This window comes from Geodermatophilus sp. SYSU D01105 (assembly GCF_054050095.1).
This window is the reverse complement of sequence record NZ_JBJGYR010000008.1, coordinates 181,763-196,890: the sequence shown is the minus strand read 5'-3', so window position 1 is coordinate 196,890 and position 15,128 is coordinate 181,763. Positions and strand designations below refer to the sequence as shown.

Genomic DNA, 15,128 nt, shown 5'->3' with positions numbered 1-15,128 from the left:
CGCCCGGGAGAGGCCGCTGCGCCGGGCGGCGCCCGGCGGGGGCAGACTCAGGGGCGCTGACGTGGCCTGACGGCCACCCCGGAGATCGCAGCCAGCTGCGGACCGGGGTGCGGAGCAGGTCCCGTGGACCCGGACTGACGAGGAGGACCCCCGTGCGAGATGCGGTCATCTGCGAGCCCCTGCGGACCCCGGTGGGCGGCTTCGGCGGCTCGCTGCGCGACGTACCCGTGCAGGAGCTGGCCGCGACGGTCATCCGCGCCGTCATGGAGCGCACCGGGCTGCCGCCGGAGTCGGTGGACGACGTCCTGCTGGGCCACTGCTACCCGACGATGGACGCCCCCGCGCTCGGCCGCGTGGCGGCGCTGGACGCCGGCCTGCCGGTGACCGCCTCCGGGCTGCAGATCGACCGCCGCTGCGGATCGGGCCTGCAGGCGGTCGTCTACGCCGCCATGCAGGTGCAGTCCGGTACCTCCGAGGTCGTCCTGGCCGGTGGCGCGGAGTCGATGAGCAACGCGCCCTTCTACACGACCGCCATGCGCTGGGGCGTCAAGGCCGGACCCGGTGTGATGCTGCAGGACGGCCTGGCCCGCGGCCGGGTGACCGCCGGCGGCCAGAACCACCCGGTGCCCGGCGGCATGCTCGAGACGGCGGAGAACCTCCGGCGGGAGTACCGCATCGGCCGGGAGGAGCAGGACGAGTACGCCGTCCGCAGCCACCAGCGCGCCGCGGCCGCCACCGAGGAGGGCCGGTTCGCCGACGAGATCGTCCCGGTGACGGTGAAGCAGCGGAAGGGCGAGACCGTCGTCGACCGCGACGAGCACATCCGCCCGGACTCCTCCGTCGAGACCCTCGCCAAGCTGCGGCCCATCCTGGGCAAGGACGACCCCGAGGCCACCGTCACCGCCGGGAACGCCAGCGGGCAGAACGACGGTGCCGCGATCTGCGTGGTGACCTCGCCGGAGAAGGCCGACGAGCTCGGCCTGCGCCCGCTGGCCCGGCTGGTCTCGTGGGGCGTGGGCGGCGTGCCGCCCAAGACGATGGGCATCGGCCCGGTGCCGGCGACGGCCAAGGCGCTGGACCTGGCCGGGGTCGCGCTCAAGGACGTCGACCTGATCGAGCTCAACGAGGCCTTCGCCAGCCAGGTGCTCGCGGTGACCCGGGAGTGGGGGTTCACGCCCAGCGACTTCGAGCGGATGAACGTCAACGGCTCGGGCATCTCGCTCGGCCACCCGGTGGGTGCCACCGGTGGCCGGATCCTGGCCACCCTCACCCGCGAGATGGCCCGCCGGGACGCCCGGTACGGCCTGGAGACCATGTGCATCGGCGGTGGCCAGGGCCTGGCCGCCCTCTTCGAGCGCGTCTGAGGGAGCGCTGCGGTGGGGCTCCCGCCATGATCCGCCGGGAGCCCCGCCGAGCGCCCGAGGAGAGCCGACCATGAGCCAGCCGTCCGCCCGCGTCGCGATCGTCACCGGTGCCGCCCGCGGCATCGGTGCCGCCACCGCCCGCCGGCTGGCCACCGACGGCTTCGCGGTGGCCGTCCTCGACCTGCGCGAGGAGGACGCGCGCGGCACCGTGGCGGAGATCGACGCCGCGGGTGGCCGGGCGCTGGCGGTGGGCGCCGACGTCGGCGACGCCGAGCAGGTGCAGGCGGCGGTCGACCGCGTCGCCGCCGAGCTGGGGCCGCCGGTGGTCCTGGTGAACAACGCCGGCGTGACCCGCGACAACCTGCTGTTCAGGACGACCGACGCCGACTGGGACGTGGTCGTGCACGTGCACCTGCGCGGGTCGTTCCTCATGACCCGCGCGGTGCAGCAGTACATGGTCGAGGGCCCGCTGGGGCCGGATCGTCAACCTGTCGAGCACGTCGGCCCTGGGCAACCGGGGGCAGGTCAACTACTCGACGGCCAAGGCCGGGCTGCAGGGCTTCACCAAGACCCTCGCCATCGAACTCGGCACGTTCGGCGTCACCGCGAACGCCGTCGCCCCCGGGTTCATCGTCACCGACATGACGCGGGCGACCGCCGCCCGCCTCGGGGAGGAGTGGGAGTCCTACGTGGCGAAGCGAGCCGCCGCGATCCCGGTCGACCGCGCGGGGCGGCCCGAGGACATCGCGCACACCGTGTCGTTCCTCGTCAGCGAGGGCGCCGGGTTCGTCTCCGGGCAGGTCCTCTACGTCGCGGGCGGCCCGCGCGCCTGAGGGAGGACCCTCGTGCGCCCCACGCCCCGCACGCTCGGCGCGGGACCCTGCACGAGGGCCGTTCCAGCACGTCACTGCGACGGGTCGCGGTCGGGGTAGCGGGCGCGGGCGAGGGCGTAGACGCCGAACAGGGCGAACCCGGCCGCCACGCCGGCGAGCAGCCACGGGCCACCGCGGACCGAGACGATCGCGGTCATGGCGCCGTCCAGGCCGGTGGCCGAGGAGACGTCCTGCGAGGTCGCCGCCCGCCACAGCAGGACCCCCGCCAGGCCGAAGGCGATCCCCTTGGCGACGTAGCCGACCCGGCCGGCCGCCTCGATCCACGGTTCCCAGCGATCGGGGGCCGCGGGCAGGTCGACGTCCTTCATGAACCCGCCGGTCAGGCCGCGGGTGACGGTGTAGAGCCCGACGGCGACCACGCCGGCGGCGGCGACGTGGACCAGTGCCGCGCCGCCGGGGAGGTCCAGCGCCTCGTCGGTGAGCTCGCGCAGCCGCTCATCGGCCTCGTAGCCCGCGCCGACCGCGAACAGCACCGCGGTGCCCCCGAGGACGGCGTAGACGGTGGCCTTGGCCAGGCACTTCGCGCAGACCACGGCCGTCCGCCGGCGGGCACCGGCGTCGAGCAGTCCGCGCCACCACAGCAGCACCTCGCCGGCCTGCCACAGCGCCAGCGCGACCAGGCCCAGGCCGATGAGCCAGAGCAGCACCAGCCCGCCCGGGGTGGCGGCGACGGTCTGCAGCGCGCCGGTCTGGTCGGCGTCGGTGCGCCCGGCGCCGCGGGCCAGCTGCACGGCCAGCCAGCCGATGAGCAGGTGCACCGCGCCGTAGGCGACGAGCCCCGCCCGGGCCACCGCCTCCAGCACGGGGTGGTCGGTGACCCCGCGGGCGGACTCCACCGCCCGGTGCACGCGGTCGAGCAGCGAGCGGGCGGCGGGCACCGCTCGATCGTGGGGGACGCGGCTCAGGTGCGCTCGGGGTAGCGGGCGCGGACGAGGCAGAACGCCCCGAACGCGGCGATGCCGATCGCCACCAGCGTGAGCAGCCACTGGCCGAACGGCGCGTCGAGGACGGTCCGCAGGGCGCCGTCGAGCCCACTGGCCTTGGACGGGTCGAAGGTGACCGCCGCGTAGACCAGCAGCGCGCCGACCAGGCCGAGGGCCACGCCCTTGGCCGGGAAGCCGACCAGGCCCAGCTTCTCCACCAGCGACCGGGTCTTCGGCGGGGCCTGGCCGAGGTCGATCTGCTTGAGGAAGCGCTTCGAGACGCCCTTGTAGACGTGGTAGGCGCCGACGCCGATGACCACCAGCCCGACGATGCCGACCAGCCACCGGCCACCGGGCCAGCCGAAGACGCCGGCGGTCTGCTGCTGTTGCTGCGCGGAGCTGGACTGCCCGCCGCCGGTGGCGAAGCGCAGCGCCAGCACCGCCAGGGCCAGGTAGACGACGGCCTTGGCGATCGACTTGGCGGTCTTCTGCACCGCCTTCTTCCGGGCGTCCCCGGAGCCGGAGAGTCCGCTGCGCCAGCGCAGCACCTCTGCGGCCTGCCACACGGCCAGCGCGATCATCCCGAGGGCGATGATCCACAGCAGCGGCTTGCCGACGGGTGACTCCGCGACGGTGGCCAGGGCGCCGGACTGGTCGGCCTGCTGGCCGCCCCCGCCCCAGGCCAGCTGCAGCGCCAGCCAGGCGAGCAGGAGGTGGACCACGCCGTAGGCGATCAGCCCGACCCGGGCCAGGTGCTCCAGTGCCTCGCTGTTGCCGGCCCGGTCTGCCGCACCCGCGGCCGAGCCGACGGTCCCGCGTCCGCTGCTCATCGCCGGCTCCTTCCCGTCGTCCCACGGTGTGGGAACGCCCAGCGTGGCACAGGAGGAGCCGGGCTGCTGGTCGAGGTCGCGGGTCAGGGCTCCAGAGCCCGGGGGCGGGCGCGGAGGTGGGCCCGCTCGCCCTGCCGGCCGAACAGGCTCAGGAACTCCACCGGCTCGGGACCGGCGGCGCCGAACCAGTGGGGGACGCGGGTGTCGAACTCGGCGGCCTCGCCCGGTGCGAGCACCAGGTCGTGCTCGCCGAGGACGACCCGCAGCCGGCCGTCGAGGACGTAGAGCCACTCGTAGCCCTCGTGGGTCTTCAGGTCGGGCTGGTTGCGGCCGGGTGGGATCACCAGCTTGTACGCCTGGATGCCGCCGGCCCGGCGGCTCAGCGGCAGCATGGTCATGCCGTCGCGGGTGACCGGGCGCAGGTGGATGCGCGGATCCCCGGTGGGCGGGGCGTCGACGAGCTCGTCGAGGGTCACGCCGTGCGCGCGGGCCAGGGGGAGCAGCAGCTCGAGGGTCGGACGGCGGGCGCCGGACTCCAGCCGGGACAGCGTGCTCACCGAGATGCCGGTCGCTGCCGACAGGTCGGTCAGCGTCGTCTCCCGCTGCCGGCGCAGCGCCCGCAGCCGGGGGCCGACCGAGTCGAGGGCCTGGTCGAGGTCGTCGTCCACGGCCGTCAGTTTGCCATTCCAGCAAGGATGTTTGCCAATCCGGCCGGGTGGCTCGCACAGTCTCCGCAGGAGGTGGTCGAGATGACCGGTCAGGTGGCGCGCACCTGCGACGTGGTGGTGGTCGGCGGCGGGGCCGCGGGGTTGAACGCGGCACTGGTGCTGGCGCGGGCGCGCCGGTCGGTGGTGGTGGTCGACGCGGGCGCGCCGCGCAACGCGCCGGCCGACGGCGTGCACGGGCTGCTGGCGCGGGACGGCGTCCCGCCGGCCGAGCTGCTGGAGCGGGGCCGGGCGGAGGTCCGGGGCTACGGCGGGTCCGTGGTGTCCGGGGAGGTCGCCACCGTGGCGCGCGAGGACGGCGGCTTCGCGGTGACGCTGGCCGACGGCCGGGCCTTCCGCGCCCGCCGGCTGCTGCTGGCCTCCGGGCTGGTCGACGAGCTGCCGGACGTGCCCGGCGTGCGGGAACGGTGGGGCCGCGACGTGCTGCACTGCCCCTACTGCCACGGCTGGGAGGTCCGGGACCGGGCCATCGGCGTCCTCGCGTCGGGGCCGATGTCGGTGCACCAGGCGCTGCTGTTCCGGCAGTGGAGCGCCGACGTCACGTACTTCAGCGCCGCGCTGCCCCCGACCGAGGAGCAGGCCGAGCAGCTCGCAGCCCGCGGGATCCCCGTGGTGGACGGCGAGGTGGCGGGCCTGGAGGTCGTCGAGGACCGTCTCGTGGGGGTGCGGCTGGCCGACGGTTGGGTGGTCGGCCGGGACGCGGTGGTGGTCGGGCCGCGGATGCGGGCGCGCGCCGGCTTCCTGGCCGAGCTCGGGCTGCGGGCGGAGGAGCACCCGTCGGGGATGGGCGAGCACCTCCCCGTCGACGCGACCGGCCGCACCGCGGTGCCCGGGGTGTGGGCGGCGGGCAACGTCACCGACCTGTCCGCCCAGGTCGGCGCGGCCGCTGCCGCGGGCGCGGCGGCCGCCGCCCAGGTCAACGCCGACCTGGTCGCCGAGGAGACCCGCGAGGCGGTCGCTGCCCACCGTGATCCGTTCTCGGCCGGGTCCGAGGCCCGGCTCTGCGCGCTGGTGGGCGGCGACCGGCGTCACGGCCTCTGAGCGCCGGCGGGCCCCGGCCGACGGGTGGCCGGGGCCCGCGGCGGATCAGCTCACCGGGTGCCGGGCGCGGGCCAGGCAGTACACCGCGAACGAGGCCAGCCCCGCCGCGAGGACCGTCAGCACCCAGGCGCCGTACGGCTCCGCGGCGACGGTGCGCAGGGCGCCGTCGAGGCCGGTGGCCCGCTGCGGGTCGAAGGTGGCCGCCGCCCAGCCGACCACCGCGCCGACGAGCACGAACGCCACCCCCTTGAGCACGAAGCCGGCCTGGCTGAACCGGTGCGTGAGGGTGCAGAGGGCGGGGGAGACGGTGCTGAGGTCGATCTCGCCGAGGAAGTCCGAGCGCAGTCCCTTGCGGACCTGGTAGACGCCGATCCCGACGACGACCAACCCGACGGCGACGACGAGCACCTGACCGCCGGGCCACGACAGGACGCCGCGCACCACCCGCGCGCCCTCCGCCGGCCGCTGCCCGTCCCCGAGCGCCGTGCGGGCGGCCGAGACGGCGAGGAAGCCGTACACCACCGCCGTGCCCAGGGTCTTGCCGAGCTGGGCGAGGGCCGCCCGGCGTTCCGGGCCCGGGGGCGGCGGTGTGCGGTGGTGCCGCAGCACCTCCACGGCCTGCCACGCGCACAGCCCGGCCAGGCCGGCGGTGAGGGCCCACAGCAGCACCCTCCCGGCCGGCGTCTGGGCCAGCAGGGCCAGCGCCCCGTTCTGGTCGACGGCGTCCCCGCTGCCGCGGGAGCGTCCGGCGTGCCAGGCCAGTTGCAGCGCCAGCCAGGCGACCAGCAGGTGGACCACCGCGTAGCCCACCAGCCCCACCCGGGCGACCTGCTCCAGGACGGTGCTGCGCGCGGCCCGGTGCACCACCGGGACGGCGTCCCCGTCCGCCTGCCCTGCCCCGACCGCCACGCCGCCCCCGTTCCGTCGACTCCGCAGCGTGACACGGTTCGCGCCCCGTCGCCGGGACGGCCCGCGAGGGGCCGCGGCCGCCCGCGGCCGGTGAGGGACACTGGCACCGTGGCGAACGGCGCATCGGTACTGACGGCGGAGCGGACGACCCCCGAGGAGGCCCGCCGCTCCTGGGCGCGGTGGCTCGCCGGTGGGCTGGCCCTGCTCGCCGTGGCCGTCGCCGCGGTCTTCTGGGACGCTGCGGGGGCGCGGCTGCTGCTCGCCGTGGTCGGTGTGCTGGCCGCCGTCCGCGGCGGGGCCCTGCTCGCCGGGAGCCGGTCGCGCGGACCGGCCGCCGTCGCGGTCGCCGGGGGTCTCGCGGCGCTGGCGGTGGCGCTGGTCTCGGCGTCCGCGGCCGGCTGGGTGCTGCTGGTCGGCGTCCCGGCCGGGCTGCTGGCCGGCGCGCTGGTGCTGCTGCGCCGCGGCGGCGCGGTGCGGCGCAGCGGCCAGGCGGCGCTGGTGTGGTGGGTCCTGGTGACCGGCCTCCTGGTGGTCACCGGGGCGGTCACCGGGTGGAGCCGGGCGGCCGACGGCGCGACCGTCGTCGCCGCGCTCGCGGTCGGCCTGCTGGGCGTGTTCCTGCTCGTCGGCGCGGCCAACCTGCGCACCCTCGCCTCCCGTCCGCCGGCACCGGTCCGGCCCGCGGCCTGCGCCGGCTGTGCCTGCGGCGCCGGCGGCTGCGGCGCGCTCGGCTGAGACCCGGTCGACAGTCCGGACCCGTTCCGGTTACCGGGCGCCCGCGACGGGAACCCCCGTTGCGTGAGCGGACACGTCTTCGTCGTGGGCGCCGACCTGCGCCGCCTGGTCTGCGACGACGTCCTCGTGCCGACCGACCGGTCGCTGCGCGTGACCGCGGAGTGGCGTGAGCTGCTGCCCGCGGAACTGGTCACCGCCGAGGACGGCGAGGGCGTCTGCCTGGACCTGCGGTGGGACGGCGACGAGCGGGTGCTCGAGGTGCCCGGCGCCACGGACCGGCGGCTGTGGCTGGTCGACACCGTCGACGGTGCCGACCGCGCGGCCGACAACGACGACACCCTGCCGTGGCTGCTCGACGGCGCCCGGGAGGCACTGGCCGCCGTCGCCCGCCGGGAGGTCACCGAGCCGGTGCACGGCCGGGCCCGCCGGCTGGTGGCGCTGCCGCCCCTGGGCACCGGGTGGGGTGGCGTCGCCGGACGCCGCGGCGAGCTGCTCCAGCAGCTGCTGCCCGTGCTGCGCGAGGCGGCCACCGAGCACGGCTTCGACGTCGCGCTGGTGCTGCGCGGGCCCAGCGACCTCGCCGCCGCGCAGCGGGTGCGGAGGGGCGAGGACGGCGGCTGGGACCTCCCCGACCACCTGCGCGAGCTGGCCGAGGGCCTGGGCGAGCGGGCCCGCCGCGGGCAGCTGGCCGCCTTCGTCGGCGCCGGGGTCAGCGCCGCGGCCGGCCTGCCGACCTGGGAGCAGCTGCTCGACGAGCTGGCCGAGCGCTCCGGGCTCGACGACGCGCTGCGCGCCGGGCTGGCCCAGCTGCCGGCCCAGGACAGCGCGGCGCTGCTGGCCCGCGAACTGGGCCGCGAGCAGCTGGAGGGCTTCGTCAAGGAGCGGTTCGGGCCGGGCCACTACGCGCTCGCCCACGCGCTCATCGCCGACCTGCCCGTGCAGGAGTTCGTCACCACCAACTACGACCCGCTGGTCGAGACCGCCGTCCGGGACATCGGCCGGGAGCTGTCGGTGCTGCCCTTCGACGACGCCCGCCCCGGCCGGCCCTGGCTGCTCAAGCTGCACGGCGACGCCGCCCACCCGGAGAGCGTGGTGCTGACCCGCGAGGAGTACCTGCAGTTCGGCGACTCGCGGGCCGCGCTGGCCGGGGTGCTGCACTCGCTGCTGCTGACCCGGCACGTGCTCTTCGTCGGGACCTCGATGCAGGACGACGACCTGATCCGCATCGCCCACCAGGTGCGCAGCGCGGTCCAGGCCCCCGGGGCGACCGCGCGCCAGCGCAGCGGCACGGTGCTCGCCCTGCGCGAGGACCCGGCGCGGGCCCGGCTGTGGGAGCGGGACGTCGAGACGGTCGCGATGTCGCCGGCCGACACCCCGCCCGCCGAGGCCGCCCGCCTGCTGGAGGTCGTGCTCGACCTGCTCGGCTGCCTGTCCACGCCCCCCACCGGCTACCTGCTCGACCCGGCCTACCGCGGGATGCTCGACGAGGAGGAGCAGGCGCTGGCCGAGGCCCTGGCGCACGTCGAGCGGGTCATGCCCGAGGAGCCCAGCAGCTCGGCCGCCGGGGAGGTGGGCGCGTTGCTGCGCCGGCTGGGTTCCCGGGCCGGCGCGACCGGCCGGGGCGCGCCGCCCGCCGACGAGGCCACCGACCAGCGGGACGACCGGGTCCAGGAGCAGCGCCCCGGCTGACGGAGGACCCCCTGCCCCGAGCGGCGGGGCGGTGTGAGCCGGCGCCGGGGTGGGCACGCGCAGGACATGCACCGGCCCCGCTTCGAGAACAGCGTCCTCCTCCTGGCCAAGGGCTACGCCTGGCTGCCCGACAAGCGGCGGGCGCTGGGCCGGCGCACGGTGCCCAGCCGGCTCGGGGGGCTGCCCGCGTTCGGCATCGAGGGCCCCGAGGCCGCGCGGTTCCTCTACGACGAGGACCACGTCCGCCGCGCGCACGCCATCCCGGAGCCGGTGCAGGGCACCCTGTTCGGCAAGGGTGCGGTGCACACCCTCGACGGGCACCAGCACCGGGTGCGCAAGGCGATGTTCGTGGCCCTGCTGATGGACCGCGACCGCGTCGCCGCGCTGGTCGACCGGGCCACCGCGGCCTGGGACGCCGCGGTGCCGCGCTGGACCGGGAAGGACTCCGTCGTGCTCTTCGAGGAGGCGCGGCAGGTGCTGACCCGCGCCGTCTGCGACTGGGCCGGGGTCCCGCTGGCCGACGACGAGGTGCCCGGCGTGGCCCGCGACCTCACCGCCATGGTCGACGGCTTCGCCACCGGGGGGCCGCGGCACTGGCGCGCCCGGCGGTCCCGCGGGCGGCAGGAGGCCCGCCTCGGCCGACTAGTGGAACAGGTGCGCAGCGGCGAGACGACCGTGCCCACGGGCTCGGTGGTCGACGTCGTCGCCAGCCACCGGGACGCCGACGGCGAGCAGCTCGACCCGCACGTGGCCGCCGTCGAGCTGCTCAACGTCATCCGCCCGACGGTCGCGATCAGCTGGTTCCTGGCCTTCTCCGGGCACGCCCTGGTCCGGTGGCCGCAGTACCGGGAGCGGCTGGCCTCCGGCGACCCGGCGTTCGCCGAGGCGTGGGCGCACGAGGTCCGCCGCTTCTACCCCTTCGCGCCGTTCATCGGCGGCCGCGCCCCGCGCGAGGTGGAGTGGGACGGCGAGTGGATCCCGCGCAACGCGATGGTGCTGCTCGACCTCTACGGGCAGAACCACGACGCCGACCTGTGGGGCGACCCCTACGCCTTCCGGCCCGAGCGCTTCCTCGACCGGGAGATCGGCGCCTTCGAGCTGGTGCCCCAGGGGGCGGGGGACCCGCGGACCAACCACCGCTGCCCCGGCGAGCAGGTCACCGTCGCGGTGCTGGCGGCGCTGGCGGTCCGCCTGGCGCGGCTGCAGGTCGACGTCCCCGAGCAGGACCTCACCATCTCCCTGCGCCGGATCCCGGCCGTCCCCGCCTCGGGTGTCGTGCTCCGGGTCCGGGGTACGGCGTGACCGCAGCCGGGTGGTCGCGCTCCGCAGCAGGCACGCCGCGGGCGGTCCCGCGGGCCGGGAGCCCGTGGTCAGATCAGAGCCGGTTCGGGCTGGGGGAGGCGCGGGTGTGCAGGGTGTGGGCAGCAGCGGTGGGCATCGTCGGGCTGGTGACCCTGGTCGGCGGCGTGCTGTGGGCCGAGCTCGACATGGCCTCGATGGGCGGCCCGGCGCTGGTTGCCGTCGGCGCGCTGCTGCTGGTCGCCGCGGCCACGCTGTGCGGCGTCCGGGAGGGCCTCGACGTGCTGTCCCGGCACCGCCACGCCGGCCACCCCTGAGCCCCGCGCCCGCTGACGAGCCCGCCGTCCCTGCGGGCTGACGGGCGGTCGCTCAGGCCCCCAGCACGTCGACGCCGGCGGCGCGGAGGTCCCGGACGGCGGGATCCTCCGCCGGGGCGTCGGTGACGACACCGGTGACCGCGGCCAGCGGCAGCACGACGAACGGCGACGCGGCGCCGACCTTCTCCCGGCTGGCGAGCACGTAGGTGTCGGCCGCCCGGCGGGCCAGGGCGCGCTTCATGGCGGCCTCGTCCGCGTCGCCGGTGGTGAGCCCCTCCTGCGCGTGCACGCCGGTGACCCCGAGGAGGAACACGTCGGCGGTCACCAGCTGCGCGGCCTCGACCGCGGCCGCGCCGCAGGCGACCACCGAGTGCTTGAACAGCCGCCCGCCGATCAGCTGGACCTCGACACGGGGGTGGTCGACCAGTGCCACCGCGACCGCCGGGCTGTGGGTGACCACCGTGGCGGAGAGGTCGCGGGGGAGGGCGCGGGTCACCGCGAGGGCGGTCGTGCCGCCGTCGAGCAGGGCGGTGCTCCCCGGCCGGACGAGGGCCGCGGCGCGGGCCGCCACCCGTTCCTTGCTCGCCACCGCCACGGTGTGCCGGGTCGCGTGGTCGGCCACCGCGGGCGAGACCGGCAGGGCGCCGCCGTAGACGCGCTCGCACAGGCCGGCCGCGGCGAGCTCGCGCAGGTCGCGCCGGACGCTGTCCTCGGAGACGCCCAGCTCGGCGGCGAGGTCCTTGGCGACCAGCCGGCCCTCGGACCGCAGGCGGTCGAGCAGCAGGTCGCGGCGATGAGCGGCGAGCATGCACGTTCCTCCTCGTTTTTGCACGATTCTGCACTATGGTCTCTCGCCATGACCACCACCGTGCACCGGCACGCGTCCCGCGCCGGCATCGACGTGCCGGACGCCCGTGGGCGGACCGGCCTGGACCGCACCGGCCGGGACCTCACGGGCAACCCGGACGTGCGGGTCGTCGACGTGGAACTCGTGGCCACCGCCTGGCACGTGCTTCGCCGGACGACGTTCGAGTACCGCCACGCGGACGGCCGCCGGACGACCGAGCAGCGGGAGACCTACGACCGCGGCAACGGGGCGACGATCCTGCTGCACGACGTCGCGCGGGGCACCGTCCTGCTCTCCCGCCAGTTCCGCTTCCCCGTCTACGTCAACGGCCACCCCGACGGGGTGCTCGTCGAGACCGCCGCCGGTCTGCTGGACGACGACGACCCCGAGACCGCGATCCGGCGGGAGGCCGAGGAGGAGCTCGGCGTGCGCGTCGGCTCGCTGGAGCACGTGTTCGACGTCTACACGAGCCCGGGGTCGGTCACCGAGCGGGTGCACTGCTACGCCGCGTCGTACACGGCCGCAGACCGCACCGGTCCCGGGGGCGGGCTGGCCGAGGAGGGGGAGGACATCGAGGTCCTGGAGCTGCCCTTCGGCGCGGCGCTGGAGATGACCGCGGACGGCCGGATCTGCGATGCGAAGACCATCCTGCTGCTGCAGTGGGCGGCGCTGCGGGGGCCGTTCGCCCGGCAGTGAGCCGAGCGGTGACCGGGCGCGCCGCGTGGTCGCCGCCCTTGCCGTGCACCCGCGAGGACGGCGACCACGCCCGCGGGGGCCGGCCGCCCGAGAGGCGTGCCGACCCCAGCGTCAGGCGAGGCGGGCGAGCTCCGCGGGCAGCGCGCCGGGCGAGAGGACGCCGAGCCGCTGGGTGGCCCGGGTGAGGGCGACGTAGAGGTCGTTGTGCCCGCGTACGCCCTCGTCGAGGACCCGCGCCGGGTCGACGACCAGCACGTCGTCGAACTCCAGGCCCTTGGCCTCGGCCGGGGTGACCACGACCGGCCCCAGGGAGGAGTCCGCGTCCGGACCGCTGGTGACCTGCTGCACCCGCGCGGCCACCGCCGAGGCGACCTCGGCCACCCGGCTCGCCGGGACGACCACCGCGGTGGTGCCCTCGGCGGCGGCGAGCTCGGCGGTGACCTCGGCGACCCGTGCGGCCAGTTCCTCCTCGCCGGTCAGCTCCGCCCACGGCGCGGCGGTGCCCGGCCGCACCGAGCGCGGCGAGGTCGCTCCCGTCCCGCCGGCGGCGAGGACGTCGGCGGCCACGGCCATGATCTCGGCCGGCGTGCGGTAGTTGACGGTGAGCTCCTCCAGCCGCCAGGCGTCGCCGACGTGCGGGCGCAGCGTCTCGTCCCAGGCGTCGGCCCCGGCGAGCGTGCCGGTCTGGGCCAGGTCGCCGACCGCGGTCATCGACCGCGTGGGGCAGCGGCGGACCAGCAGCCGCCACGCCATCGGCGAGAGCTCCTGGGCCTCGTCGACGACGACGTGCCCGAAGGTCCAGGTGCGGTCGGCGGCGGCCCGTTCCGCGGTGGTGCGGGTGTCGAGCGTCCGCTGCCGCTCGGCCAGCTCCTCGGCGCCGATCAGGTCGCCGGCGCTGAGCACCTCGGCCTCCAGGTGCTCGTCCTCGAGGTCGATCGAGCGCGAGCCGTGCAGCACGTCGAGGGTCTCCTGCGCCTGGGCCAGCCGGCGGCGGCGGTCGCGCTCCTCGCGGGCCCGCTGCGCGCTGTCGTCGAAGCCGAGCAGCTCCTCGGCCTCCTCCAGCAGCGGGACGTCGGCCGGGGTCCATGCTGACGGGGAGGTGGCCGATCCTCGAGGGCGGTGCAGCAGCGCCCGCGTCGCGTCGTCCCACTCCGGCGTCGCGGTGGCGATCCGGGCCGGGTCGGCGAACAGCTCGGTGAGCAGCCGCTCGGGGGTCAGCACCGGCCACAGGTCGTCGACCAGCAGCCGGACGGCGGGCTCGGCGGCGACCTCCCGGCGCAGCGCGGCGACGTCCTCGCGGTCGAGCAGGTTGGCCCCGCCGCGGACGTCGGCGCCGATCCGCTCCGCGTAGCGCTTGGTGAGGACGTCGACGATCCGCCGGGCGAAGTGCGGCCGGGCCAGGTTGTGCAGCCGGTCGGCCTTGCGCGCCGCGTTCTGGGCCCGCTTCACGTCGATGGGCCGCAGCCGCAGGGGGAAGCCGTCGACGACCACCTCCCGCGGCGCGTCGAGGACCACCTGCCGGTCGGTGACGGCGCGCTCGAGCACCTGCACCATCTCCAGCCGTCCCTTCACCGCCGCGGTCTCCGGCGACTCGGTCCCGCGCGCGTCCAGGCCCGGGCGCAGCTGGCCCAGCCCGGCCAGCAGCACGCCGGTCTCGCCCAGGGAGGGCAGGACGTCGGCGATGTAGCGCAGGAAGGTCGGCGTGGGCCCGACGACGAGCAGGCCGCGGCGGGCCAGCCGCTCGCGGTGGGTGTAGAGCAGGTAGGCCGCGCGGTGCAGCGCGACGGCGGTCTTGCCGGTGCCCGGCCCGCCCTGGACGACGAGGACCCCGCGGTCGTCGGCGCGGATGATGCGGTCCTGCTCGGCCTGGATGGTGCGGACGATGTCGGTCATCCGGCCGGTGCGCGCGGTGTCCAGCGCCGCCATGAGCGCGGCCTCGCCGGTCAGGCCGGAACCGGCTCCCCCGGAGGTGAGCACCTCGTCGTCGAGCCGGACCACCCGGCGCCCGCGGGTGCGGATGTGCCGGCGGCGGGACACGCCCAGCGGGTGCACCGGGGTGGCGGTGTAGAAGGGCCGGGCCGCGGGTGCGCGCCAGTCGACCAGCGCGGGGTCGCCCCCGGCGTCGTCGGCGGCCAGCCCGATCCGGCCGATGTAGAGGGGCCCGTCGTCGGTGCGGTCGATCCGCCCGACGCACAGGCCCGCCTCGGCGGCGTCGAGCGCGGTGACCCGCTCGGTCTGGAACCGCACGGTGGCGTCGCGCTCCTGCAGCGCCTGCGGGTCGACGGCGGGCCAGGAGATGGCCTGCTTGAGCCGATGCTCGGCGAGGTCGCGGGCGGCGTCGAGGCGGCCGTAGAGCTCCTCGACGTACTGCTGTTCGGCTTCGATCTCGGGGTGGGGAACGACCTCGGGCTGCGTCGTCGGCACTGCGCGTCTCTCTGTCGGTGTCTCGGCTCAGGAGCAATCGCCCATGGTGCCCCGGCATTCCCGGATCGTGCGTCGGACGCACCCGGGAGCCCTACCCTTCGGTGCCGTGGGTCCCGGCCTCCTGCTGTCGCTGACCCTGCCGGGTCTGGTGCTGCTGCTCGTCGTCCTCGGGGTCGCCGAGTCCGCGTGGGCGCGCCTGGGCCGGCGCAGCCCGGTCACCCGCCGGTCCCGGCACGCGCTCTCGGCGGGCGGGATCGACGTGTTCTCCGCGGCGCTGGCGCCGGGCCGGGAGGCCGACCTCGAGCAGCAGCGGGCCCAGCAGACCAGGCGGGCCGACGACGAGGACGGCGCGCCGCCGCGCAGCACCGTGGACCTCGACGCCGGCGTCGCCGTCCTCGTCGTGGGGCACCGGCGCTCGGCCGGGGAGTGACCGCCG

The 15,128-nt window shown here is 76.5% G+C and carries 15 protein-coding genes and 1 pseudogene; 10 read left to right on the top strand and 6 right to left on the bottom strand.

The window, feature by feature from the left end:
* Positions 1 to 152: 152 nt before the first annotated feature.
* From ACI79I_RS09985 to ACI79I_RS09975, 3 genes and pseudogenes are all read left to right on the top strand, one after another.
* Positions 153 to 1,364 (top strand): acetyl-CoA C-acetyltransferase, encoded by a 1,212-nt coding sequence (locus ACI79I_RS09985; protein WP_456992173.1) that lies wholly within the window; start codon positions 153 to 155, stop codon positions 1,362 to 1,364.
* 70 nt (positions 1,365 to 1,434) lie between these two features.
* A pseudogene (locus tag ACI79I_RS09980) lies at positions 1,435 to 1,773 on the top strand (SDR family NAD(P)-dependent oxidoreductase); the annotation flags it as partial.
* A gap of 70 nt (positions 1,774 to 1,843) precedes the next feature.
* Positions 1,844 to 2,197, top strand: coding sequence for an SDR family oxidoreductase (locus tag ACI79I_RS09975; RefSeq protein WP_456992206.1), 354 nt, complete (start codon positions 1,844 to 1,846; stop codon positions 2,195 to 2,197).
* A gap of 71 nt (positions 2,198 to 2,268) precedes the next feature.
* On the opposite strand, the gene ACI79I_RS09970 is transcribed toward ACI79I_RS09975, so the two are convergent.
* From ACI79I_RS09970 to ACI79I_RS09960, 3 genes are all read right to left on the bottom strand, one after another.
* Positions 2,269 to 3,135, bottom strand: a complete 867-nt coding sequence (locus ACI79I_RS09970; protein ID WP_456992172.1) for a DUF1206 domain-containing protein — start codon at positions 3,133 to 3,135, stop codon at positions 2,269 to 2,271.
* A gap of 23 nt (positions 3,136 to 3,158) precedes the next feature.
* Positions 3,159 to 4,010: a DUF1206 domain-containing protein gene (locus ACI79I_RS09965; RefSeq protein ID WP_456992171.1), complete on the bottom strand. Its 852-nt coding sequence runs from the start codon at positions 4,008 to 4,010 to the stop codon at positions 3,159 to 3,161.
* 83 nt (positions 4,011 to 4,093) lie between these two features.
* Positions 4,094 to 4,678 (bottom strand): helix-turn-helix domain-containing protein, encoded by a 585-nt coding sequence (locus tag ACI79I_RS09960; protein WP_456992170.1) that lies wholly within the window; start codon positions 4,676 to 4,678, stop codon positions 4,094 to 4,096.
* A gap of 81 nt (positions 4,679 to 4,759) precedes the next feature.
* On the opposite strand from ACI79I_RS09960, the gene ACI79I_RS09955 reads away from it, so the two are divergent.
* Positions 4,760 to 5,776, top strand: a complete 1,017-nt coding sequence (locus tag ACI79I_RS09955; RefSeq protein ID WP_456992169.1) for an NAD(P)/FAD-dependent oxidoreductase — start codon at positions 4,760 to 4,762, stop codon at positions 5,774 to 5,776.
* A 45-nt stretch (positions 5,777 to 5,821) separates the two neighbouring features.
* Here ACI79I_RS09955 and ACI79I_RS09950 read toward each other — a convergent pair whose 3' ends face one another.
* Entirely contained in the window at positions 5,822 to 6,685 is an 864-nt protein-coding gene (locus ACI79I_RS09950; RefSeq protein ID WP_456992168.1) for a DUF1206 domain-containing protein, read from the bottom strand.
* A gap of 108 nt (positions 6,686 to 6,793) precedes the next feature.
* On the opposite strand from ACI79I_RS09950, the gene ACI79I_RS09945 reads away from it, so the two are divergent.
* From ACI79I_RS09945 to ACI79I_RS09930, 4 genes are all read left to right on the top strand, one after another.
* Positions 6,794 to 7,420 (top strand): hypothetical protein, encoded by a 627-nt coding sequence (locus ACI79I_RS09945; protein ID WP_456992167.1) that lies wholly within the window; start codon positions 6,794 to 6,796, stop codon positions 7,418 to 7,420.
* Between the two features lie 63 nt (positions 7,421 to 7,483).
* The gene (locus ACI79I_RS09940; protein ID WP_456992166.1) at positions 7,484 to 9,109 is read left to right on the top strand and encodes an SIR2 family protein; all 1,626 of its coding nucleotides are present in this window, start codon (positions 7,484 to 7,486) and stop codon (positions 9,107 to 9,109) included.
* A gap of 66 nt (positions 9,110 to 9,175) precedes the next feature.
* A complete protein-coding gene (locus tag ACI79I_RS09935) occupies positions 9,176 to 10,411 on the top strand; it encodes a cytochrome P450 (protein ID WP_456992165.1) in 1,236 nt (411 codons plus the stop codon).
* Positions 10,412 to 10,524: 113 nt separating this feature from the next.
* On the top strand, positions 10,525 to 10,725 hold the full coding sequence (locus ACI79I_RS09930) for a hypothetical protein (protein WP_456992164.1): 201 nt from the start codon (positions 10,525 to 10,527) through the stop codon (positions 10,723 to 10,725).
* Between the two features lie 52 nt (positions 10,726 to 10,777).
* On the opposite strand, the gene ACI79I_RS09925 is transcribed toward ACI79I_RS09930, so the two are convergent.
* Positions 10,778 to 11,533, bottom strand: a complete 756-nt coding sequence (locus ACI79I_RS09925) for a DeoR/GlpR family DNA-binding transcription regulator (RefSeq protein ID WP_456992163.1) — start codon at positions 11,531 to 11,533, stop codon at positions 10,778 to 10,780.
* Positions 11,534 to 11,581: 48 nt separating this feature from the next.
* On the opposite strand from ACI79I_RS09925, the gene ACI79I_RS09920 reads away from it, so the two are divergent.
* On the top strand, positions 11,582 to 12,268 hold the full coding sequence (locus ACI79I_RS09920) for an NUDIX domain-containing protein (RefSeq protein ID WP_456992162.1): 687 nt from the start codon (positions 11,582 to 11,584) through the stop codon (positions 12,266 to 12,268).
* A 111-nt stretch (positions 12,269 to 12,379) separates the two neighbouring features.
* Here the strand turns inward: ACI79I_RS09920 and ACI79I_RS09915 are convergent, their stop codons facing one another.
* Positions 12,380 to 14,692, bottom strand: a complete 2,313-nt coding sequence (locus ACI79I_RS09915) for a HelD family protein (RefSeq protein WP_456992161.1) — start codon at positions 14,690 to 14,692, stop codon at positions 12,380 to 12,382.
* A 106-nt stretch (positions 14,693 to 14,798) separates the two neighbouring features.
* Here ACI79I_RS09915 and ACI79I_RS09910 point away from each other — a divergent pair, with 106 nt between their 5' ends.
* Complete coding sequence (locus tag ACI79I_RS09910; protein ID WP_456992160.1) at positions 14,799 to 15,122, top strand: DUF6191 domain-containing protein; 324 nt, start codon at positions 14,799 to 14,801, stop codon at positions 15,120 to 15,122.
* Positions 15,123 to 15,128: the final 6 nt, after the last annotated feature.

Coding starts and splice junctions, on each gene's coding strand:
- ACI79I_RS09955 (WP_456992169.1), top strand. CDS start 4,760: ATGACCGGTCAGGTGGCGCGCACCTGCGACGTGGTGGTGGTCGGCGGC.
- ACI79I_RS09920 (WP_456992162.1), top strand. CDS start 11,582: ATGACCACCACCGTGCACCGGCACGCGTCCCGCGCCGGCATCGACGTG.
- ACI79I_RS09925 (WP_456992163.1), bottom strand. CDS start 11,533: ATGCTCGCCGCTCATCGCCGCGACCTGCTGCTCGACCGCCTGCGGTCC.
- ACI79I_RS09965 (WP_456992171.1), bottom strand. CDS start 4,010: ATGAGCAGCGGACGCGGGACCGTCGGCTCGGCCGCGGGTGCGGCAGAC.
- ACI79I_RS09935 (WP_456992165.1), top strand. CDS start 9,176: ATGCACCGGCCCCGCTTCGAGAACAGCGTCCTCCTCCTGGCCAAGGGC.